The sequence below is a fragment of the Pseudomonas sp. AC229 genome (assembly GCF_979254655.1).
Genome location: NZ_CEEDHK010000006.1, coordinates 56,010 through 75,108, shown reverse-complemented (window position 1 = coordinate 75,108; position 19,099 = coordinate 56,010). Strand labels below are relative to the sequence as shown.

General features: G+C 60.6%; 21 protein-coding genes. 17 read left to right on the top strand and 4 right to left on the bottom strand.

Annotation, left to right across the window (positions count from 1 at the left end; genetic code table 11):
• Positions 1 to 84: 84 nt before the first annotated feature.
• The 4 genes from AC0IW7_RS09960 to AC0IW7_RS09945 all read left to right on the top strand — a co-directional run bounded on the left by AC0IW7_RS09960 (position 85) and on the right by AC0IW7_RS09945 (position 4,332).
• Positions 85 to 879, top strand: coding sequence for a TorF family putative porin (locus AC0IW7_RS09960; protein WP_471817557.1), 795 nt, complete (start codon positions 85 to 87; stop codon positions 877 to 879).
• A gap of 21 nt (positions 880 to 900) precedes the next feature.
• Entirely contained in the window at positions 901 to 2,766 is a 1,866-nt protein-coding gene (locus AC0IW7_RS09955; protein WP_471817555.1) for a CocE/NonD family hydrolase, read from the top strand.
• A gap of 65 nt (positions 2,767 to 2,831) precedes the next feature.
• Positions 2,832 to 3,419, top strand: a complete 588-nt coding sequence (locus AC0IW7_RS09950) for a DUF3237 domain-containing protein (protein ID WP_122492227.1) — start codon at positions 2,832 to 2,834, stop codon at positions 3,417 to 3,419.
• 211 nt (positions 3,420 to 3,630) lie between these two features.
• The gene (locus tag AC0IW7_RS09945; protein WP_471817554.1) at positions 3,631 to 4,332 is read left to right on the top strand and encodes an ESPR-type extended signal peptide-containing protein; all 702 of its coding nucleotides are present in this window, start codon (positions 3,631 to 3,633) and stop codon (positions 4,330 to 4,332) included.
• A 24-nt stretch (positions 4,333 to 4,356) separates the two neighbouring features.
• Here AC0IW7_RS09945 and AC0IW7_RS09940 read toward each other — a convergent pair whose 3' ends face one another.
• On the bottom strand, positions 4,357 to 4,998 hold the full coding sequence (locus tag AC0IW7_RS09940) for a hypothetical protein (RefSeq protein ID WP_471817553.1): 642 nt from the start codon (positions 4,996 to 4,998) through the stop codon (positions 4,357 to 4,359).
• Between the two features lie 415 nt (positions 4,999 to 5,413).
• Between AC0IW7_RS09940 and coxB the strand changes: the two genes are divergently transcribed.
• From coxB to AC0IW7_RS09920, 4 genes are read left to right on the top strand one after another with little or no spacing between them, the layout of a single operon-like run.
• Positions 5,414 to 6,538, top strand: a complete 1,125-nt coding sequence (coxB, locus tag AC0IW7_RS09935; protein ID WP_471817551.1) for a cytochrome c oxidase subunit II — start codon at positions 5,414 to 5,416, stop codon at positions 6,536 to 6,538.
• Between the two features lie 10 nt (positions 6,539 to 6,548).
• A complete protein-coding gene (ctaD, locus tag AC0IW7_RS09930; protein WP_463384280.1) occupies positions 6,549 to 8,150 on the top strand; it encodes a cytochrome c oxidase subunit I in 1,602 nt (533 codons plus the stop codon).
• Between the two features lie 7 nt (positions 8,151 to 8,157).
• Positions 8,158 to 8,703: a cytochrome c oxidase assembly protein gene (locus AC0IW7_RS09925; RefSeq protein ID WP_471817549.1), complete on the top strand. Its 546-nt coding sequence runs from the start codon at positions 8,158 to 8,160 to the stop codon at positions 8,701 to 8,703.
• 27 nt (positions 8,704 to 8,730) lie between these two features.
• Complete coding sequence (locus AC0IW7_RS09920; protein ID WP_463384278.1) at positions 8,731 to 9,654, top strand: cytochrome c oxidase subunit 3; 924 nt, start codon at positions 8,731 to 8,733, stop codon at positions 9,652 to 9,654.
• Positions 9,655 to 9,661: 7 nt separating this feature from the next.
• Here AC0IW7_RS09920 and AC0IW7_RS09915 read toward each other — a convergent pair whose 3' ends face one another.
• Entirely contained in the window at positions 9,662 to 9,865 is a 204-nt protein-coding gene (locus AC0IW7_RS09915; protein ID WP_122492452.1) for a twin transmembrane helix small protein, read from the bottom strand.
• Positions 9,866 to 9,941: 76 nt separating this feature from the next.
• Here AC0IW7_RS09915 and AC0IW7_RS09910 point away from each other — a divergent pair, with 76 nt between their 5' ends.
• From AC0IW7_RS09910 to AC0IW7_RS09880, 7 genes are all read left to right on the top strand, one after another.
• Positions 9,942 to 10,673 (top strand): SURF1 family protein, encoded by a 732-nt coding sequence (locus AC0IW7_RS09910; protein WP_471817547.1) that lies wholly within the window; start codon positions 9,942 to 9,944, stop codon positions 10,671 to 10,673.
• On the top strand, positions 10,670 to 11,251 hold the full coding sequence (locus AC0IW7_RS09905) for a hypothetical protein (protein WP_471817545.1): 582 nt from the start codon (positions 10,670 to 10,672) through the stop codon (positions 11,249 to 11,251). Before AC0IW7_RS09910 ends, AC0IW7_RS09905 begins: the two co-directional genes overlap by 4 nt.
• 15 nt (positions 11,252 to 11,266) lie before the next feature.
• Positions 11,267 to 12,298 carry a COX15/CtaA family protein gene (locus tag AC0IW7_RS09900; protein WP_471817544.1) on the top strand — a complete coding sequence of 344 codons (1,032 nt, stop codon included), beginning with the start codon at positions 11,267 to 11,269 and terminating at the stop codon, positions 12,296 to 12,298.
• A 27-nt stretch (positions 12,299 to 12,325) separates the two neighbouring features.
• Positions 12,326 to 13,225 carry a heme o synthase gene (gene cyoE / locus AC0IW7_RS09895; protein WP_122492217.1) on the top strand — a complete coding sequence of 300 codons (900 nt, stop codon included), beginning with the start codon at positions 12,326 to 12,328 and terminating at the stop codon, positions 13,223 to 13,225.
• Between the two features lie 119 nt (positions 13,226 to 13,344).
• Positions 13,345 to 13,938 carry a biliverdin-producing heme oxygenase gene (locus tag AC0IW7_RS09890; RefSeq protein ID WP_471817542.1) on the top strand — a complete coding sequence of 198 codons (594 nt, stop codon included), beginning with the start codon at positions 13,345 to 13,347 and terminating at the stop codon, positions 13,936 to 13,938.
• Complete coding sequence (locus AC0IW7_RS09885) at positions 13,931 to 14,332, top strand: YbaN family protein (RefSeq protein WP_471817540.1); 402 nt, start codon at positions 13,931 to 13,933, stop codon at positions 14,330 to 14,332. The genes AC0IW7_RS09890 and AC0IW7_RS09885 overlap by 8 nt, the downstream gene beginning before the upstream one ends.
• Before the next feature lie 72 nt (positions 14,333 to 14,404).
• Positions 14,405 to 15,034, top strand: a complete 630-nt coding sequence (locus AC0IW7_RS09880; RefSeq protein ID WP_471817538.1) for an SCO family protein — start codon at positions 14,405 to 14,407, stop codon at positions 15,032 to 15,034.
• Between the two features lie 97 nt (positions 15,035 to 15,131).
• On the opposite strand, the gene zwf is transcribed toward AC0IW7_RS09880, so the two are convergent.
• On the bottom strand, positions 15,132 to 16,556 hold the full coding sequence (zwf, locus tag AC0IW7_RS09875) for a glucose-6-phosphate dehydrogenase (RefSeq protein WP_471817880.1): 1,425 nt from the start codon (positions 16,554 to 16,556) through the stop codon (positions 15,132 to 15,134).
• A gap of 200 nt (positions 16,557 to 16,756) precedes the next feature.
• Here zwf and hexR point away from each other — a divergent pair, with 200 nt between their 5' ends.
• On the top strand, positions 16,757 to 17,635 hold the full coding sequence (gene hexR / locus AC0IW7_RS09870; RefSeq protein ID WP_122492212.1) for a transcriptional regulator HexR: 879 nt from the start codon (positions 16,757 to 16,759) through the stop codon (positions 17,633 to 17,635).
• 190 nt (positions 17,636 to 17,825) lie between these two features.
• On the top strand, positions 17,826 to 18,047 hold the full coding sequence (locus tag AC0IW7_RS09865) for a PA3496 family putative envelope integrity protein (protein WP_122449843.1): 222 nt from the start codon (positions 17,826 to 17,828) through the stop codon (positions 18,045 to 18,047).
• Here the strand turns inward: AC0IW7_RS09865 and AC0IW7_RS09860 are convergent.
• Complete coding sequence (locus tag AC0IW7_RS09860) at positions 18,007 to 18,951, bottom strand: LysR family transcriptional regulator (RefSeq protein ID WP_122492211.1); 945 nt, start codon at positions 18,949 to 18,951, stop codon at positions 18,007 to 18,009. The genes AC0IW7_RS09865 and AC0IW7_RS09860 overlap by 41 nt on opposite strands.
• Positions 18,952 to 19,099: the final 148 nt, after the last annotated feature.

Sequence of the window (19,099 nt, the reverse complement as noted above, 5' to 3'; positions counted from 1 at the left end):
GACCATCGCGAAGCTGTACCCAAAACAACAAGAGCCAGCGGTTTTTTCTGCCACATCAATCACAACAAAACGGAGCAGAAACACATGAACACCCTCATCAAGTGGAGCCTTGCGAGCGCCGCCCTGAGTTTTTCAGTCACCAGCCACGCCATCGACCTGACCCCCGAGGTAATGCTGGATCTCACCGTCATCGCAGCGAGCGACTATCGCGTTGGCGGCTTCTCTCTTACCCAGGGCAACCCGGTGCTGCAAACCGTCGCCAATCTGGTTCACAAACCGTCCGGCGTGTTTGCCGGCGTGTTCACCAGCAACGTCGACTTCGGTACCGACACCCGCCGCGAATTCGACTACTTCGTCGGCATCGCCCGCCCGCTCAGTGAAAACACGCGGTTCTCACTGGCGTATGTCGCCTACGACTACCCAAAAGACAGCTGGGTGAACTTCCACGAATGGGTCGGCACCTTCAGCTACAAAGGCGCCACGGCCGGTTTCAAATACACCAACGACCTGCAAAACCCGCCGGCTCTGGATGCCCTTGCCAAAGAGCTGGCGCCGTTTGGTATCAAGGTTCCCGAGCGTGACAACGACCGGATTATCACCTGGGTGGAGTACACCCAGCCGATGCCCTACCAAACCCTGCTGAACGTGCGCTACGGCTACAGCGACACCCATGACGAAATGGCCTACCGCGACGGCAGCGGCGACTATCGCAGCACCTACTACGACTGGAGCGTGGGGCTGAGCAAGAAGATGTTTGGCCTCGACTGGAAAGCTACTTACATCGACACCGACCTGTCGCAGGCTGAGTGCATGTCAGCCTTTGGGCGCGCCGGTGAGTGTTCGGCCACTGTCGTGGCGTCGGTTTCCAAAAACTTTTAATCACAGCGGGACAGTTTGCTTATGTACTCGACCTATCTAAAACACCCGCTTCGTTGCGGCGCATTGAGCCTGGCCTTGTTGCTAGGCGCCCACGGCGTGGCCTTGGCCCAAGCGCCCGAAGATGAGGGTATGCCGCCGTCTGATCGCAGCTTTCAAGCGTTCTGGGGCAAACGCGTGACCGGCTACCTGAAAGCCGCCGACGGCACAGAGCTGCGTTACTCCGTGCTGCTGCCCAAAGCCGAGGGAAAATTCCCCGTGTTGGTGCGCTACAGCGGCTATGACTCCGGCAGCATCGGCGGCCCAGCGTACTTGGGTGACAACGAAACCTTCTCCGTCGCCATGGACAAAGAACTGGTCGAAAAAGGCTACGCCGTCATGGGCGTGCAAGCCCGTGGTACCGGTTGCTCACAAGGCACCTTCGATTTTCTGGGCCCGCAATACGGCACCGATGGCCGCGACGCGATTGAATTCGCTGCGACCCAAAGCTGGTCCGACGGCAACATCGGCATGTTCGGCTGGTCGTGGGCCGGCATGTCGCAACTGATGACCGCCGAAGAGCAACCCAAGCACCTGAAAGCCATCGCCCCTGGCATGGTGCTCGGCGATGCCCGAGGCGACAGCTGGGCGCCTGGCGGCGTGCCAAATCAGGAGTTCACCACCACCTGGCACTGGTTCGTCGACCAGCGCTGGCAAGCGGTGAAAGCCAGCGCCGAAGCGGAACATGACCAGCGCTGCCTGGCGCAAGTGGCCGAGAACCAAGCCAAGGTGGTCAGCACGTCGCTGATGTACAACCTGCTTCGCCACCCGCTACGTGATGAATGGACCGAGCAGCGCAGCAGCCCCCGTGACCGCGCGGCGCAGATCAAGGTGCCGGTGTTGTCCATGCAGGCCTGGCAAGACGAAGCGGTGCTGGCGCGCGAAGGGTATTACCAAGAGCGCCTCGATCCGAAACAGCTGTGGATGGTGCAAGCCAGCGGCGGCCACAACCTTTACGAGTCCGAGCGCTTCCGCAAAAAGCTCGGCGCCTTCCTCGATCATTTCGTCAAAGGCGAGCGCAACGGTTTCGAGAAAACGCCACGGCTGGAAATGTGGCAAGAAACCGTGGCGGACAACCGCAACGGTCGCCATGAGCCCAACGAAACCGCGCGGCCAACCTGGACCATCGAGCGCGACAGCTACCCGCTCAAACCAAAGCCGGTGGCCTTCGCCCTCAGCGAAAAAGGCCAGTTGATTGAGAACGGCAAAGGCAGCGGTGCGCCGGATGGCTACAACTATCCGATCCCCGGGCCGGACGTGAACACCTTCCTCAAGGACAACGCCTGGGGCCCACAGCATCCGATCTGGCGCGAAGGCAGCCTGGCGTACACCAGCGCGCCGCTGACGCGTGACTTTCTGAGCTACGGCACCGCGAGCGCCGACCTGTGGGTTACCACCTTTCTGGCACCGGATACCGACCTGCAAGTGACCGTCACCGAAGTGCGCCCCGACGGCCAGGAAGTGTATGTGCAGCGCGGTTGGCTGCGGATGTCGGCGCGTAAGCTCGACGACGCGCGCTCCACCGCGCTTCGCCCATGGCTGCTCGACACGCCGGACTCCGTGCAACCGATGCTGCCGAATGTGCCGACGTTGGGCCGGATGGAAATTCCGCCGTTCTCCCACCCGTTCCGCAAAGGTTCGCAGCTGCGGATCTGGATCGACGCGCCGTCGCGCACAGGTGGTTATGGCTTTGACTACTTCTCCATCCCGAGCCGCAACAGCGTGCTGCACGACGATGCGCATCCGTCGCGGCTGGTGCTGGGCGAGCTGACCGGCGTCGACATTCCGAGCGCGCTGCCGGCGTGCGACACGTTGCTTAAACAGCCGTGCCGACCTGATCCCCTGAAGTGAACCCAACGGCGATCGGACGGTGGCGTCCGATCGCTTTAATTTTTGAAATTGAAGGAGCGTAAACCATGAAATTGTCCCGCACATTCCTGCACACCTGCACCGGTTTGGCCTTGCTGCTAGCCGCTACTGCCGGCCAGGCCGCCGAGCTCAAAGAGAAGATTGCCAATCGCCTGACCAACGAGCTGGTGCTGCAAATCAACGTGCAGCTCGGCCCGCGCGAAGAAATGGGCAAAGGGCCGGATGGCACCCGGGTTAACTACCCCATCGCGGGTGGCACGTTTGTCGGCAAAGATATTGATGGCAAACCCATGAAAGGCACCGTGGTGCCTGGCGGCGCCGACATGTCGGTGATGCGCGAAGACGGCGTTACGCGTATCAACGCCCTGTACCGGCTGAAGACCGATGATGGCGAAATCATCATCATCGACAACGCCGGCATCTGGCGCCTGAACGAATCGGGCCTGGCCAAACAAGCTAAAGGCCTTGAGTTCAAAGACATGAAAGAAACCGACTTCTACTGCCGCACCGTGCCCTCGTTTAAAACCCAACCGGGCAAGCACGCCTGGCTCAACGACTACATCTTCGTGGGCTCCATTGACGGTGTCAGTGAGCATGAGGTCTTGATCAGCGTTTATCGTATGGCCGGCGCTTAATCAGAACGGAAAGATCGCGGTTTCGACCGCGTTCTTTCCCCCCCTCGAAGCAGCATTGAAGGGGGATGGCAGAGCGACTATTTCGCTCACGCCATTGCTTTTTACGACGTTAAAAAAAGGGAAGGAGTGCCTGAGGGTAGCGAGGCATTTCCTGCATAGCTTCCTGCAGCAGACCCATACGCTGGTCCGACTTTAATTTTAGGTCGCGGCCATGAACAAACACTGCTTTCGCCTCATCTTCAGCAAGCCTTTGGGCTTCTTAATTCCCGTCGCGGAAATCACTACTGCCCAACGTAAACCCGGGCAGCGGCAAGTGCCTGCGGCTACTTCAGTCGAGGCTAAACCGCCGGCGTTTTCGCTTAAACACCTGGCGCTTTCTCTGTTGATGGCCGGGGTTCCGAGTTGGGCCGCCGCAGAAATTCTGCTGGATCGCAGCAACAGCGCCACGGTATCCAGCGCGGCCAATGGCGTGCCGGTGATCGAGATTGCCAAAGGTCTCGGTATGGACGTATGGCTAAACAACTGGGGTGTCCTGAAAACTGAAATTAAAGGGCTTGTCGATAATGGCGAGACTCTCGGAAATAGAACGACGAACGAATCTCTGGAATATTGGCGAGGAGACGATTTCGGCCGCGGAAAAATTCCCACCACCGTAGAAGAACAATTCAGATATATGACTAACCCACAAAATGGACCGGTGGCGGAGTTCTTTGCCAGCATGTCAGCGAAGGAAAAAACGGACGCACTTTTACAAGTGCTTTCGAATTTTTCTGATGAAGAGGAACTATGCTTGTTCTGCAAATATAGTGCGCCAGGCAATCCTGAAGAGCGTGCAGAAATGGCCGAAACACTACTTTCGCGGAAACAAGAAGTTGAAGAACTTTATCATAAGTTAAGTTTTCCAAAGCTGTAGTTTACCAACGAGCCAATACTACGCTCACCCCACCCTTTGCAACTCCACCCCCAGCTGCTGCGAAAAACATGGCCATTTTTTCCAAGCAGCATGGGTGCTGGGGTTACTGAGGCGGCTGCGGTACGCCTGCACCGATTCCTGCTCGAAAATGCTCGCTTCGAGCATGCCATCCACTGCGCGGTGAACCACTTCATCCAACTCGTTGGCGAAGGGTTCGCCGATCAGTTGGTGGGCGATTACGTTGGCCAGCGTCGTGTCGAGCGGGATCAGCGGCTGGCCTAAATGGGTGATGTAGCGGTCGTTCACTTCTTCAACCAGACGGTGGGCCAGGTAGGCCTCGTCGAGCATGCCGTCCAATCCTTCGTGGCCGTCCATTAGCGCTGATGGTTCGAGGAAAAACGCTTCGGCAACTTTCAGCACCGGTTTGATCTGCCCCTCAATGCCTGCATCCCGCGCCACTTGGTTGGCGGCGTCCAAAATGTCTGGCACCTGATCGATATAAGCCTTCACAAAACGCACCAGCGCCTGCTTGCCATCACCTTCGGGTAATCGAATGGTGTGGTGCAGCTCGGGCATTTTTTGTTCCAGCAGGTTGGCAAGGTTGGCGCTATCGGCTTCGTGTTGATGGGCGCGCTGGATCAGCTCGCGCAGTGCGGCGGTTTTCATGACTGCTCCCAAACAAAGGACATGGGTAAATGGACAGCCCCGTTCACGGATGAAACAGGTCGAAGACAGAGACATTAGCTGGCAGCGAGCGGGTGTTAAGACCGGATTGTCATAATTACGAAACTTTTATGCTGGCCCGTTATAACGCTAGCGTTACACCTTTCTCCAAGCCAATAGAACCGGGGGCTTTAGCACAAGGCCTGGCCGGTTGCGGCGATTTTTGCCTCGACATTGCGAGGTGCAAGTCGCTGGCTATACTCCGACTCGAAAGGCTGATTCGAAACACATGACCTGATGAACCCGGACTGAGCCACGGCAAGGCGAGGGTGCGACAGCTAAGTCAGTTTTCTAGCAGACGCTCCCTTGGCCGCAGGCATAGCCGGCGGGATAACAAGAACGATAAGGGGAACCCGCAATGATGCGACATCCACGAGTTTGGATGGGCCTCCTGCTGTGGTCGGTATTCAGCCAGGCGAACGCTGCCTGGACCATGAATATGACGCAGGGTGCAACGGCAACCAGTAATGCCGTGTTCGATCTGCACATGACAATCTTCCTGATCTGCGCCGTCATCGGCGTGCTGGTATTCGGCGCCATGTTCTGGTCGATGCTGGTCCACCGCCGTTCCACCGGCCAGGTCGCCTCACACTTCCATGAAAGTACGACGGTCGAGATTCTCTGGACCGTGGTGCCCTTCATCATCCTTGTGGCGATGGCCGTTCCGGCGACCAAAACCCTGATCAAAATCTACGACAGCAGCGAGTCGGAGCTGGATATCCAGGTCACCGGCTACCAGTGGAAGTGGAACTACAAGTACCTCGGCCAAGAGGTGGAGTTCTTCAGCAACCTGGCCACGCCCACCGAGCAAATCCATAACCAGGCGCCCAAAGACGAGCACTACCTGCTCGAAGTCGATCAGCCGCTGGTGATTCCTGCCAACACCAAAGTGCGCTTTCTGATCACCGCTGCCGACGTCATCCACTCATGGTGGGTGCCGGCCCTGGCGGTGAAACGCGATGCCATTCCAGGCTTCGTCAACGAAGCCTGGACCAAGGTCGACAAGCCCGGCATTTACCGTGGCCAATGCGCCGAGCTGTGCGGCAAAGACCACGGGTTCATGCCCATCGTGGTCGAGGTCAAATCCAAAGAAGATTTCGCCAAGTGGCTGGATGAGCGCAAGCAGGAAGCCTTGGCGCTTAAGGAGCTGACCAGCAAGGAATGGACGCGCGAAGAATTGGTTGAGCGCGGCGACAAGGTCTACCACACCACTTGCGCTTCCTGTCACCAGCCTGAAGGCCAGGGCCTGCCGCCCATGTTCCCGGCGCTCAAGGGCTCCAAGGTGGCCACCGGGCCGAAAGAAGACCACCTGCACACGGTGTTCTTCGGCAAACAGGGCACGGCTATGGCGGCGTTCGGCAAGCAGTTGTCGGAAGTGGATATCGCCGCGGTCATCACCTACGAACGTAACGCGTGGGGCAACAACGTCGGTGACATGGTCACCCCCAAAGACGTGCTGGCCCTGAAACAGGCGAAGGAATAGGAGACCCATCATGAGTGCAGTGATTGAGCCTGGCCATGCTGGGCACGCCGACCACGACCACGGTCATCACGGCCCCGCCAAGGGCCTGATGCGCTGGGTGCTGACCACTAACCACAAAGACATCGGCACCATGTACCTGTGGTTCAGCTTTGCGATGTTTCTGATTGGCGGCTCGTTCGCCATGGTGATTCGCGCCGAACTGTTCCAACCAGGGCTGCAAATTGTCGAGCCCGCTTTCTTCAACCAAATGACCACCATGCACGGCCTGGTGATGGTGTTCGGTGCGGTGATGCCGGCGTTCGTCGGCCTCGCCAACTGGATGATTCCGCTGATGGTCGGGGCGCCGGACATGGCCCTGCCGCGCATGAACAACTTCAGCTTCTGGCTGCTGCCGGCCGCCTTTGGCTTGCTGATCAGCACGCTGTTCACCGCCGGTGGCGGACCGAACTTTGGCTGGACGTTCTACGCGCCGCTGTCCACCACCTACGCGCCGGAAAGCGTGACGTTCTTTATCTTCGCCATTCACCTGATGGGCATCAGCTCGATCATGGGCGCGATCAACGTGATCGCCACCATCCTCAACCTGCGCGCTCCCGGCATGACGCTGATGAAAATGCCGCTGTTCGTCTGGACCTGGCTGATCACCGCGTTTCTGCTGATTGCGGTAATGCCGGTGCTGGCCGGTTGCGTGACCATGATGCTGATGGACATTCACTTCGGCACCAGCTTCTTCAGCGCTGCGGGTGGCGGTGACCCGGTGCTGTTCCAGCACGTGTTCTGGTTCTTCGGCCACCCCGAGGTGTACATCATGATTCTGCCGGCCTTCGGTGCCGTCAGCTCGATCATTCCGGCGTTCTCGCGCAAGCCGCTGTTCGGCTACACCTCCATGGTGTACGCCACAGCCTCGATTGCCTTCCTGTCGTTTATCGTCTGGGCGCACCACATGTTTGTGGTCGGCATTCCGTTGGTGGGCGAGCTGTTCTTCATGTACGCCACGCTGCTGATCGCCGTGCCCACCGGGGTGAAGGTGTTCAACTGGGTGACCACCATGTGGCAGGGCTCGCTGACCTTCGAGACGCCCATGCTGTTTGCCGTGGCCTTCGTGATTCTGTTCACCATTGGCGGCTTCTCCGGGCTGATGCTGGCCATCGCCCCGGCGGACTTCCAGTACCACGACACCTACTTCGTGGTGGCGCACTTCCACTACGTACTGGTGCCCGGCGCGATCTTTGGCATCTTCGCCTCGGCTTACTATTGGTTGCCGAAATGGACCGGCCACATGTACGACGAAACCCTCGGCAAGCTGCATTTCTGGTTGTCTTTCGTGGGCATGAACATGGCGTTCTTCCCGATGCACTTTGTGGGGTTGGCCGGGATGCCGCGACGGATTCCGGACTACAACCTGCAGTTCGCCGACTTCAACATGGTGTCGTCCATCGGGGCGTTCAGCTTTGGCGCCACGCAGTTCCTGTTTTTGTTCATCGTCATCAAGTGCATCCGTGGCGGCAAGCCGGCGCCGGCCAAGCCGTGGGACGGGGCCGACGGGCTGGAGTGGACCATTCCATCACCTGCGCCTTATCACACCTTCACCACGCCACCGGAAGTGAAGTGAGTCTGCAATGAGCGACGGCTTGCCGACCAAAACCCTGGTCACCCGCCTGCTGCTATTGGTGGTGGTGATGTTCGCGTTCGGCTTTGCCCTGGTGCCGATTTACGACGTGATGTGCAAAGCGTTTGGCATCAACGGCAAAACCTCCGGGCAGTACGCTGGCGCGCAACAGCAGGTGGATGAAAATCGGCAGGTGAAAGTGCAGTTCATGGCCACCAATGCGGCCGACATGGTGTGGGAGTTCCGCCCAGTGTCGAGCGATTTGGTGGTGCATCCGGGGGCGGTCAACGAGATGACGTTTATCGCCCAGAACCCCACGGACAAACCCATGGCGGCGCAGGCCATTCCCAGTATTTCGCCGTCCGAGGCAGCGGCCTATTTTCACAAGACCGCCTGCTTTTGTTTCAACCAGCAAGTGCTGCAACCCGGTGAACGCGTAGAAATGAAGGTGCGCTTCATCGTCGACCGTGATCTGCCCAAGGACGTCTACCACCTGACCCTCGGTTACACGCTGTTCGACATCACTGCTCGCCATGCGCCGATCGCGGCCAAGTAAGCGGTGTAAAACAAGGAGAACAATAAAATGGCGACGCACGACGAGGCCCTGCCAAAGAGCCCCAACTCCACCTACGAGCATTACTACGTTCCGGCGCAGAGCAAGTGGCCGATCATTGCCACCATCGGCATGCTCGTCACCATGTACGGCCTGGGCACCTGGTTCAACGACCTGAAGGCCGCCCGGCCTGAATCCCACGGCCCGCTGATTTTCAGCATCGGCGGTTTGCTGGTGGCGTACATGCTGTTCGGCTGGTTCAGCGCGGTGATCAAAGAAAGCCGCTCGGGCCTGTATAGCGCGCAAATGGACCGCTCCTTCCGCTGGGGCATGAGCTGGTTCATCTTCTCGGAAGTGATGTTTTTCATCGCTTTTTTTGGCGCGCTGTTCTACGTGCGTTACTGGTCCGGCCCGTGGTTGGGCGGCGAAGGTGCGAAGGGCATCGCCAACATGCTGTGGCCGAATTTCGAGTACACCTGGCCGATGCTCAACACGCCGGATCCCAAGCTGTACCCGGCCCCGAAAGCGGTTATCGACCCGTGGCACCTGCCGCTGATCAACACCATCTTGCTGATCAGTTCCAGCGTCACCGTCACCCTGGCTCACCACGCGTTACGCCACGGCAAACGCGCCGCGCTGAAGGGCTGGCTGGGGCTGACGATTGTGCTCGGCGTGTGCTTTCTGGCGCTGCAAGTTACCGAATACGTTGAGGCCTATCACGAGCTGGGGCTGACGCTGGGCTCGGGTATTTATGGCGCCACGTTCTTCATGCTCACCGGCTTTCACGGTGCCCACGTGACCATCGGCACGCTGATGCTGACCATCATGCTGCTGCGCATCATGAAAGGGCATCTGGACGAGAAACAGCACTTCGGTTTCGAAGCGGCCAGCTGGTATTGGCACTTCGTCGACGTGGTGTGGGTGGGGCTGTTTATTTTCGTGTACGTGCTCTGAGGCGCACTTACCAGCGCGCGTGACTGACCAGCTGGCCGCTGTAAAAGCCCCAGGTGATCAGGGCCACGGTCAACGCCGCCAACACCACCCGAACGGTGAGGGCGTTGACCACGCGCGACGAGTTGCCTTGGTCTTTGACCAGAAAGAACAGGCCGCTGAACAGGCTGACGATGGTGGCCAAGAGCATGAGCACGATTGCCGCTTTGAGCATGGTGTGAGTCTCGCCAATGGGGAAGGGGAATGCTGTGGAGTATAGCCAGTCACCTGCCGCTGTCCGGGCTCGCCAGATGAGGCGGTTTCGCCCCGGCTGGCTGCCGACACTGGTGGTGGCCATGCTACTGCCGGTGCTGGTGTGGCTGGGCTTCTGGCAGTTGGCGCGCGCTGAAGAAAAGCGCCAGTTGCTCGCCAGCTACGAGGCCCGTCGCGGCGCCGAGGCCATCGGCATTCTGGAACTGGAAACCACGCCCGATGCGGCTTATCGCCGGGTGCGTTTGAGCGGCCACTTCGACGACCAACACAGCGTATTGCTCGACAACCGCACCCGCGACGGCAAGGTTGGCGTCGAGCTGCTGCAACCGTTTTACGACCAGGCCAGTGATTTGTGGGTGCTGGTCAATCGCGGCTGGCTGCCCTGGCCGGACCGGCGCAACGCCGCGCAATTCGCCACGCCCGCGGCCGTGCAAAACCTCGATGCCTGGGTGTACGTGCCGCCCGGCGAAACCTTTCAACTGCAAGCCGACGCGCCGAGTAACCAATGGCCGCTGCTGGTAAACGCCGTGCACCCGCACGCGCTGTGGACGCAACTGGGCCGCGCCGGCCTGGCCTATGAAGTACGCCTGCAACCGAGCGCTGCCGCTTACCAGGCCGGCTGGCCCGTGGTCGCCATGGGCCCCGAGCGGCACCAGGCGTACGCCGTGCAATGGTTCGCCCTGGCGGCGGCGCTGTTGGGTTTATTTGTCTACTTCGGCTTTCACGCCACCGCCAAACACGAGCCTGTTTTGGGAGAACAACAACCATGAATCCAGCCATGCCAATGCCCCATGCACCTGTGCGCCGTCGCGGTCGCTTGCAACTGCTGTTGCTGCTGGCCCTCACCGTCGGGCCGATGGTGCTCGCCACCGCCATGTACCAGTTCCGCTTCTGGGTGCCGGAAGGGCGCAACTACAGCGGCGAGCTGATCGGCAATGGGCAAAACCGCACCGATCTCGGCGTGCTGGGCAGCGACGTCAGCACTTGGCAAATTCTGGTGACGGCGCCAGGCACCTGTGAAGACGACTGCCGGCAGCTGGTGTATCTGGCCCGGCAAATTCAAATCGGCCTCGGCCGGGAAGCCTCGCGCGCCACCCATGGCCTGGCCACGGCACAACCCGTCAGCGAGGCCTATAACGCCGAGCTGGCACGCGACTACCCGCGCCTGGACCGCTACGGCCTCGATGCTCAGGCCTACAGCAAAGCCAGCCCGGCCACCGGCAGCGCGCCGCAGCTATGGCTGATCGACCCCCACGGCAATCTGGTGCTGCGCTATGACGCCAAGACCAAAGGCAAGGCGATTCTCAACGACCTGCGCCTGCTGCTGAAACTGTCGAATATTGGTTGAGCTAAGGAATTTCCCATGGCCAAACCCGGATTTCGCCTTGCCCTGCTCGCCACTGTTTTGGCCGTGGTCGTGGTGCTGCTCGGCGCCTACACGCGGTTGACCCACGCCGGCCTCGGTTGCCCGGACTGGCCGGGCTGCTACGGCTTTATCAGCGTGCCCGCCAGCGAGGCGCAGCTGGCCCATGCCGAGGCCAACTTCCCCCACGCGCCGGTTGAGGCCCACAAGGGCTGGAACGAAATGATCCACCGCTACTTCGCCGGCAGCCTGGGGCTGGTGATTCTGGCCCTGGCGGTGCTCGCGGTTCGTCGGCGCGGCGAGCCGCAGCAGCCGCTGAAACTGCCGTTGCTGTTGCTTGGTGTGGTGGTGGCGCAGGCCGCGTTTGGCATGTGGACCGTCACCCTCAAGCTCTGGCCCCAAGTGGTGACAGCGCATTTGCTCGGCGGCTTCACCACCCTGGCGCTGCTGTTTTTGCTGACGCTGAGGTTGTCGGGCCGCCTGCCGAGCCTGCCCGCGATTCCCGCCCGGCTGCGGCAGTTAGCGGCGTTGGGCTTGCTGGTAGTGATTGGCCAAATTGCCCTCGGCGGTTGGGTCAGTTCCAACTACGCAGCCGTGGCCTGCATCGATTTGCCCACCTGCCACGGCCAATGGTGGCCGGCCATGGATTTTGCCAACGGCTTTCACCTCAGCCAGCACATCGGCCCGAATTATCTCGGCGGTCAGCTCGACAGCGATGCCCGCACCGCCATTCATTTCACCCACCGCCTCGGCGCCATGCTGGTCACGGTGGTGTTGCTGATACTCGCCTGGCAACTGCAACGCAGCGGCCATGGCCGCCTGGCCGGTTTGTTAGTGCTGGCCTTGGGTGTGCAGATCAGCCTGGGCGTAAGCAACGTGTTGCTGCACCTGCCGCTTGCGGTGGCGGTGGCCCATAACGCCGGCGGCGCGCTGTTGTTGCTGACGCTGGTGCTGGTGAATTACCGGCTGCGTGCGGTTGCCAACCCCGCGCGTGCAGCGGAAAAAAATTGGGTTAGCCAGTCGGCGGCCTGACCGATAAAAACAAGAAGGAGAGACGCCATGGCCACTCTACTCAGCCAAGCTCACAGCCAAGCGCTTTGGCGCGACTACCTGGAGCTGACCAAGCCCAAGGTCGTGGTGCTGATGCTCATCACCTCGCTGGTCGGCATGTTCCTCGCCACGCGTGCCGGGGTGCCGTGGACGGTGCTGGTGTTCGGCAACTTGGGTATCGCCTTGTGCGCGGGCGGAGCGGCGGCGGTCAACCATGTGGTGGATCGGCGCATCGATGCCGTTATGGCACGCACCCACAAACGCCCGCTGGCCGAAGGCCGCGTATCGCCTGTGGCGGCGCTGACGTTTGCCATGGCGCTGTCGGTGGGCGGGCTGGTGATTCTGCTGGCCTTCACCAACGAACTGACCGCGTGGCTGACCCTGGCGTCGCTGCTCGGTTATGCCGTGCTGTACACCGGCTTTCTTAAGCGCGCCACGCCGCAAAATATCGTCATTGGCGGCCTGGCGGGCGCCGCGCCGCCGCTGTTGGGTTGGGTCGCGGTCACCGGCCATATCAGCGCCGAACCGCTGCTGTTGGTGCTGATTATTTTCGCCTGGACGCCGCCGCATTTCTGGGCCTTGGCCATTCACCGCAAGGCCGAATACGCCAAGGCCGACATCCCCATGCTGCCCGTGACCCATGGCGAGCACTACACCAAAGTGCATATCGTGCTGTACACCTTGGTGCTGCTGGCGGTGAGCCTGATGCCCTACGTGATTCACATGAGCGGCTTGCTCTACCTGGCCTGCGCCGTGGTGCTGGGCGCGCGGTTTCTGCAATGGAGCTGGGTGCTGTACCACGACAGCAAACCGCACGCCGCTATCAACACCTTCAAATACAGCATCTACTACCTGTTCCTGCTGTTCATCGCGCTGCTGGTGGACCATTACTTTTTGCTCGAGCGGTAACGGCGGCCTGGGCGCGAATTGCTGACGGGGAAAAATAGTTGTCGGTCCCCCTGAGGATTTTCGCGCCTGCCGCGTCTTCTTGAAGCCACGGACACCGTGTTCACTTCGTCGAGACCGCCATGACTGCTCAAGCATCGCCACTGAACCACGCCCTGCGTTCGCAACGCCTGAACGCCCTTACCCACGAGCCGCACGCGCGCCTGGATGCCTTGGTAAAAAGCCACGACCCGTTCGGCAGCCGCGAGAAGTTCTCCAAGTTCGTCGCCGCGCAGTACCTGTTCCAGTACGACCTGGAAAACCTCTACCGCCATGCTCAGCTGGCGCAGATCGTTGACGACTTGCCGAGCCGTGGCCGCATTGAACAAGCGCGCTTGGACCTGGCTGACCTCGGTCATGCCGTACCTGCGGGCGATGACAGCGTGCGCGCGCAGCAGTTGGGTCTGGGCGCGGCGTTGGGCTGGGTGTTTGTGTCGGAAGGCTCGAAGCTCGGCGCGGCATTTCTGATTAAACGTGCCGAGGCGTTGCAGCTGAGCGACAGCTTCGGCGCCCGTCACCTGGGCGAACCGCAAGGCGGTCGCGCGCAAGGGTGGAAGCACTTCGTTGCCGCGCTTGATAGCGTGGTGCTGGATGCCGAGCAGGAGCGCCAGGCCGAAGCCGCCGCCATTGCCGCCTTCAACCGTTTCGCCGATCACCTGGAACGCACCTTTGCCTGAGGCCTGCGATGCCACGGCGCCACGCCGGCCGCTGCGCTGGCTGTGGCTGGCGTTGGCCTATGTGAGCCTGGCGCTGGCGGTGTTGGGCGTGGTGATTCCCGGTTTGCCCACCACCGAGTTCGTGTTGCTGGCGGCGTGGGCGGCGGCGCGCAGTTCGCCGCGCTTGGCGGCCTGGCTGGAAAACCACCGGCTATTCGGTCCGTCGCTGCGCAATTGGCGCGACGGCGGCGTCATCAACCGTCGCGCCAAACTGCTCGCCAGCCTGAGCATGGTGGTGGCGTTGTTGATCATGTTGCTGACGGTCAGCCACCTACCGTCCGTGGCGTTTGCCGCGTTGGGCATGGGCTGTGGCGCAGCGTGGATCTGGTCGCGCCCGGAACAACGCAAACCCTGAAACGCTTGGCGGTTTCGGTGACACGGCCGGATGGGGTACCGTTTGCCTTTCGATCTGCCGAGCTGCCTTCCTATGACCCGCAAGCACATCACCGTCGCAATTCTCGTCGCCGTCGTGGCTTTGGTATTTGGCCTCACCGTTAACCGCGTGCTCAGTGGCAAAGGCCACGGCGACCCCGCCGCGATGATCGATGCCGGCATCATTCTGCTGCCGCAAAGCCGCAACCTGCCGGACCTGAGCCTGACTAACCAGCTGGGTGAAGCGGTGCCGGTAAACGAACTAAAAGGCAAATGGAGCCTGTTGTTCTTCGGCTACACCTTCTGCCCCGACATTTGCCCGACCACCCTGGCGCAACTGCGCGAACTGAAAACCAAGCTGCCAGAAGAGGCGGTGGACAACCTGCAGGTGGTGCTGGTGAGCGTCGACCCGAACCGCGACACGCCGGAACAACTGAAGAAATACCTCGGCTATTTCGACCCGCAATTTCTCGGCCTGACCGGCGATCTGGCGAATATCCAAAAGCTCGCCAATGCCGTGAGCATTCCGTTTATTCCCGGCGACACCAGCAAAGAGAACTACACCGTCGACCACAGCGGCAACTTGGTCATCCTCGGCCCGGACGGCACCCAGCGCGGCTTTATTCGCGCACCGTTGAACAACGCCAAACTGGCGGTACAGATTCCGGAGTTGGTGAAGCAGTAACCGCCAAGCTTCGCGGTCCGTAGGAGCCAGCTTGCTGGCGAAGCTTTTGGATTTTAAGAGCTTCGCGAGCAAGCTCGCTCCTACGGACGTTTCTTCGTTACTCCGCCCACTTACGCCCCTGCAACTCCAACAAACTCTGCGCCTGCTCTGGCCCATTGCTGCCCGCGGCGTAAGGCCTTGGATCCTGGTAATTGTCTTGCCAGCCTTTGAGAATCGGGTCGACCCATTTCCACGCCGCTTCCACTTCGTCGCGGCGCATGAACAGCGTCGAGTCGCCCTCGATCACATCCAGCAGCAAACGCTCGTAAGCGTCCCAGCGGCGTTTCTGGCGGAAGGCTTGCGCCAGGTTCAAGTCCAGCTCAACTGGTGCCAAGCGCATGCCTTTGCCGGGGGTTTTGCCCATCAGTTGCAGGCTGATGCGCTCCTCGGGTTGTAGGCGAATGATCAGGCGGTTGGGTTGGGTGTTGTCGAACAGCAGGTGCGGCACCTGCTTGAAGTGAATGACGATTTCCGAGGTCTTCTTCGCCAGGCGTTTGCCGGTGCGCAGATAAAACGGCACGCCGGCCCAGCGCCAGGTATTGATCGCCACTTGCAGGGCGACAAACGTCTCGGTGTCGCTGTCGTTATCGACGTTTTTTTCGAAGTAATACGCCGGCACTTCCTGGCCGCCGATCTTGCCGGCGGTGTATTGGCCGCGCACGGTTTTGTCGTGCACGTCCATGCCTTGAATCGGCTTCAGGGCCTGGAGAATTTTCAGTTTTTCATCGCGCACCGACTCGGCGTCAAAGCGCGCCGGGGCTTCCATTGCCACCAGGCAGAGCAACTGCAACAAGTGGTTTTGCACCATGTCGCGCATCGCCCCGGAGCGGTCGTAGTAGGCGCCACGGTTCTCTACACCGAGGGTTTCGCACACGCTGATTTGCACATGATCGATATGCCCGCTGCGCCACAGCGGCTCGAACAGGATGTTGGCAAAGCGCAGCGCCATCAGGTTTTGCACCGTCTCCTTGCCCAGGTAGTGATCGATGCGAAACACCCGCGATTCATCGAATACCGCGCCAATGGCTGCGTTGATCGCCCGTGCCGAATCGAGGGAATGGCCGATGGGTTTTTCCAACACAATGCGCGCGTTGGGCCCGGCCAGGCCGGCGACTTTCAGGTGGCGGGCGATGTCTTCGAACAGATTCGGCGCGGTGGCCAGGTAATACACCTGCACGCGATCACCGGCTGGGCCAAGGTGGCGGGCCAGACGGCCGAAGTCGGCGCTTTGCGAGGCATCGATGGGGAAATAGTCCAGGCGCTCGGCGAAGCTCGCCCAGGTGGCTGCATCGAAATCGGCACGCGCCACCTGCGCCCGGCAGCGGCGTTCGGCCAGTGCCTGATACGCCTCGCGCGCCATGGGGCTGCGGGCGAGGGCGAGAATGCGCGTGCCCTCGTGCAGGCGGCCGTCGCGGTGCAGGTGATAGAGCGCCGGCAGAAGCTTGTGCAGCGCCAAATCACCGGTGCCGCCGAATACCAGCATGTCGCAAGGAATGGAAAGCAAATGACCCTCCGGGGTACAGCAGACGGTGTGAAAACGACGGCGCTCGGTTGGCGGCCTGAAAATAGCTTTTTGCCCGCCGTGCATGGTTTGGCTGGGCGTCGGGGAGGTCATGTAGTATAACTACACGCGCGCTACAACCCGGCGTCGGCCGATCATAACTCATCAAAAGAGCCAATCCCTTGAACCTCTTGCAACACATTGCCCAGTCGCGTCACCTGTTACGAAAATCGGAGCTAAAAGTCGCCGATCACGTGCTGCTCGACCCGGCAGCCGTGATGCACAGCTCCATGGCAGATCTGGCCCACAGCGTTGGCATCAGCGAGCCCACCATCGTGCGCTTCTGCCGTGCCATCGGCTGTACCGGCTTTCAGGACTTGAAGTTGAAACTGGCGCAAAGCCTGGCCGCTGGCGCCAGCTTCGGCCAGTTCGCCATTCACGAAGATGACTCGGTCGCCGACTTCAGCCTGAAAATTTTCGACACCACGCTGCACACGCTCATCGAAGTGCGCGAAAAGCTCGACCCCAAAGCCCTGCAACACGCCATCGCTGCCTGCTCGCAAGCGCAGCGCGTGGAGTTTTACGGCTTTGGTGCGTCCGGTGCGGTGGCCGCCGATGCCCAGCACAAATTCTTCCGCCTGCTGCTCACCGCTGCGGCCTATTCCGACCCGCACATGCAGGCGATGTCGGCGGTCACGCTGAAGCCTACCGACGTGGCCATCTGCATCTCGCAATCGGGGCGCTCGAAAGATCTGCTGATCACCGCCAACCTGGTGCGTGAAACCGGCGCCACGCTGATCACCCTGTGCCCGAGCCAGACGCCGTTGGCCGAGCTGTCGACCGTCAACCTCGCCATCGACGTGCAGGAAGACACCGAAATCTACACGCCGCTCACTTCACGCATCGCCCACTTGGTGGTGATCGACGTGCTGGCCATGGGCGTTGCCATGGCGCGTGGCCCGACCTTGGTCAATCACCTCAAGAGCGTGAAGCGCAGTCTGCGCAGCTTGCGGTTGTCGCCCAAGTCGCTGAAGTCAGCGGACGATGCGCGGGCTGACTGAGAGCTTCTAAAGCATCGCGGCTAAACCGGAGCGCCGGCCGGCCGCTCCCACAGGATTGCGATACCTGTGGGAGCGGCTTTAGCCGCGATGCTCTTCACCCGCCGTCACACGAAATTCATCCCGGCTGCACACAACTGTCGCTTTTGCCGCCCAGTCTGGTACTCCCGAATCCAACGATGGGAGCACGCACATGACTCGTTATCTGGATGAAGCACAGCCTTACGCCTCCTCTGCCGCGAAAACCAAACGCCAGCTCGAAGACCAGCGCCGCATGGCTTATCGCCGCGCCATCGAAGACTTCACCGAAGAGCGTCGCCTGCAACTTGAGCTGTCGGATTATCCCGATCTGGTTGCCGCCAATTACCTGGCCGCTAGCCAGGCACCGCGCCGAAGCGGGCCGCCAAGCCACTGATTTGCGCGCGTTCTGCGCGAATAAAGGCGAAGAACGTTTGCGCCACCGGTGACAGGTACTTGCCGCGCGGGTGCACCAGGCACCAGCTGCGCATCAGCGGCAGCTCAGTCACCGGCAATTCGCGCAGCGCGCCGCTTTCCAGTTCGCGGCGCACGGCGTGGCGCGAAAGCAAGGCGATGCCCAGCCCGGCAATCACGCCTTCGCGTTGCGACTCCATCGAGCCCAGCTCTATGGTCTGCTGGAAGTGCGCGCGCTTTTGGTGGCAGTAATCTTCGATGGACTTGCGCGTGCCCGAGCCCGGTTCACGCACCAGTAGCGGCCAGGCGCAGAGGTCTTGCAGCTTGAGGGTGGCGTGCCTGAGCAGCGGATGATCCGGCGGCGCAACGGCCACGATGGGATTGTCGAGAAACGGCAAAAACTCCAGCGACATGTCTTGCGGCACCTGCGACATGATCAGCAAATCGTCGCGATTGGCGCTCAGGCGGCGGATGGTCTGCGCATGGTTGACGACCACCAGCTGCAGATTCACTTCCGGGTACTGGCGCTTGAACGCGGCGAACAAGTGCGGCACGAAGTATTTCGCGCTCGACTCCACCGCCAGGTTGAGCTGCCCTTGTAGCGAGCCCTGCAGATCCGAGAGCTGCATATCCAGACTTTCCAGCCGGCCAAAAATGTCGCTGCTGGCGCGCAACAGCGCTTCGGCGGCTTCGGTGAGGTAGAGCTTTTTGCCGATGTAGTCGAAAAGTGGCTGACCTATCAGCGCTTCTAGCTGACGAATTTGTAGGGAAACGGCCGGCTGCGTCAGAGAAATTTCCTCGGCGGCGCGGCTATAGGACTTGCTTTCGCACACTGCCTGGAAGACTTGCAGCTGGCGTAATGTCATACGCAGCAATGACTTACGCATGGCATTTGGCCTTTTGCGGGTTGTCGGGTCGGCCAACTATAAGCCGTTACTTATGCCTAACCCAATAATTAATCATTTTGGGTAATCGTTGTGCGGGGCTAGGGTGTCGGGACGTTGACGCTTCAGGCGTTGCCCCGTTCAACCGGCT

Bases quoted from the DNA above. Each gene is read 5' to 3' on its own strand.
- AC0IW7_RS09960 (WP_471817557.1), top strand. From the start codon at position 85: ATGAACACCCTCATCAAGTGGAGCCTTGCGAGCGCCGCCCTGAGTTTT.
- AC0IW7_RS09955 (WP_471817555.1), top strand. From the start codon at position 901: ATGTACTCGACCTATCTAAAACACCCGCTTCGTTGCGGCGCATTGAGC.
- AC0IW7_RS09950 (WP_122492227.1), top strand. From the start codon at position 2,832: ATGAAATTGTCCCGCACATTCCTGCACACCTGCACCGGTTTGGCCTTG.
- AC0IW7_RS09945 (WP_471817554.1), top strand. From the start codon at position 3,631: ATGAACAAACACTGCTTTCGCCTCATCTTCAGCAAGCCTTTGGGCTTC.
- AC0IW7_RS09940 (WP_471817553.1), bottom strand. From the start codon at position 4,998: ATGAAAACCGCCGCACTGCGCGAGCTGATCCAGCGCGCCCATCAACAC.
- coxB (WP_471817551.1), top strand. From the start codon at position 5,414: ATGATGCGACATCCACGAGTTTGGATGGGCCTCCTGCTGTGGTCGGTA.
- ctaD (WP_463384280.1), top strand. From the start codon at position 6,549: ATGAGTGCAGTGATTGAGCCTGGCCATGCTGGGCACGCCGACCACGAC.
- AC0IW7_RS09925 (WP_471817549.1), top strand. From the start codon at position 8,158: ATGAGCGACGGCTTGCCGACCAAAACCCTGGTCACCCGCCTGCTGCTA.
- AC0IW7_RS09920 (WP_463384278.1), top strand. From the start codon at position 8,731: ATGGCGACGCACGACGAGGCCCTGCCAAAGAGCCCCAACTCCACCTAC.
- AC0IW7_RS09915 (WP_122492452.1), bottom strand. From the start codon at position 9,865: ATGCTCAAAGCGGCAATCGTGCTCATGCTCTTGGCCACCATCGTCAGC.
- AC0IW7_RS09910 (WP_471817547.1), top strand. From the start codon at position 9,942: ATGAGGCGGTTTCGCCCCGGCTGGCTGCCGACACTGGTGGTGGCCATG.
- AC0IW7_RS09905 (WP_471817545.1), top strand. From the start codon at position 10,670: ATGAATCCAGCCATGCCAATGCCCCATGCACCTGTGCGCCGTCGCGGT.
- AC0IW7_RS09900 (WP_471817544.1), top strand. From the start codon at position 11,267: ATGGCCAAACCCGGATTTCGCCTTGCCCTGCTCGCCACTGTTTTGGCC.
- cyoE (WP_122492217.1), top strand. From the start codon at position 12,326: ATGGCCACTCTACTCAGCCAAGCTCACAGCCAAGCGCTTTGGCGCGAC.
- AC0IW7_RS09890 (WP_471817542.1), top strand. From the start codon at position 13,345: ATGACTGCTCAAGCATCGCCACTGAACCACGCCCTGCGTTCGCAACGC.
- AC0IW7_RS09880 (WP_471817538.1), top strand. From the start codon at position 14,405: ATGACCCGCAAGCACATCACCGTCGCAATTCTCGTCGCCGTCGTGGCT.
- zwf (WP_471817880.1), bottom strand. From the start codon at position 16,556: ATGCTGGTATTCGGCGGCACCGGTGATTTGGCGCTGCACAAGCTTCTG.
- AC0IW7_RS09865 (WP_122449843.1), top strand. From the start codon at position 17,826: ATGACTCGTTATCTGGATGAAGCACAGCCTTACGCCTCCTCTGCCGCG.
- AC0IW7_RS09860 (WP_122492211.1), bottom strand. From the start codon at position 18,951: ATGCGTAAGTCATTGCTGCGTATGACATTACGCCAGCTGCAAGTCTTC.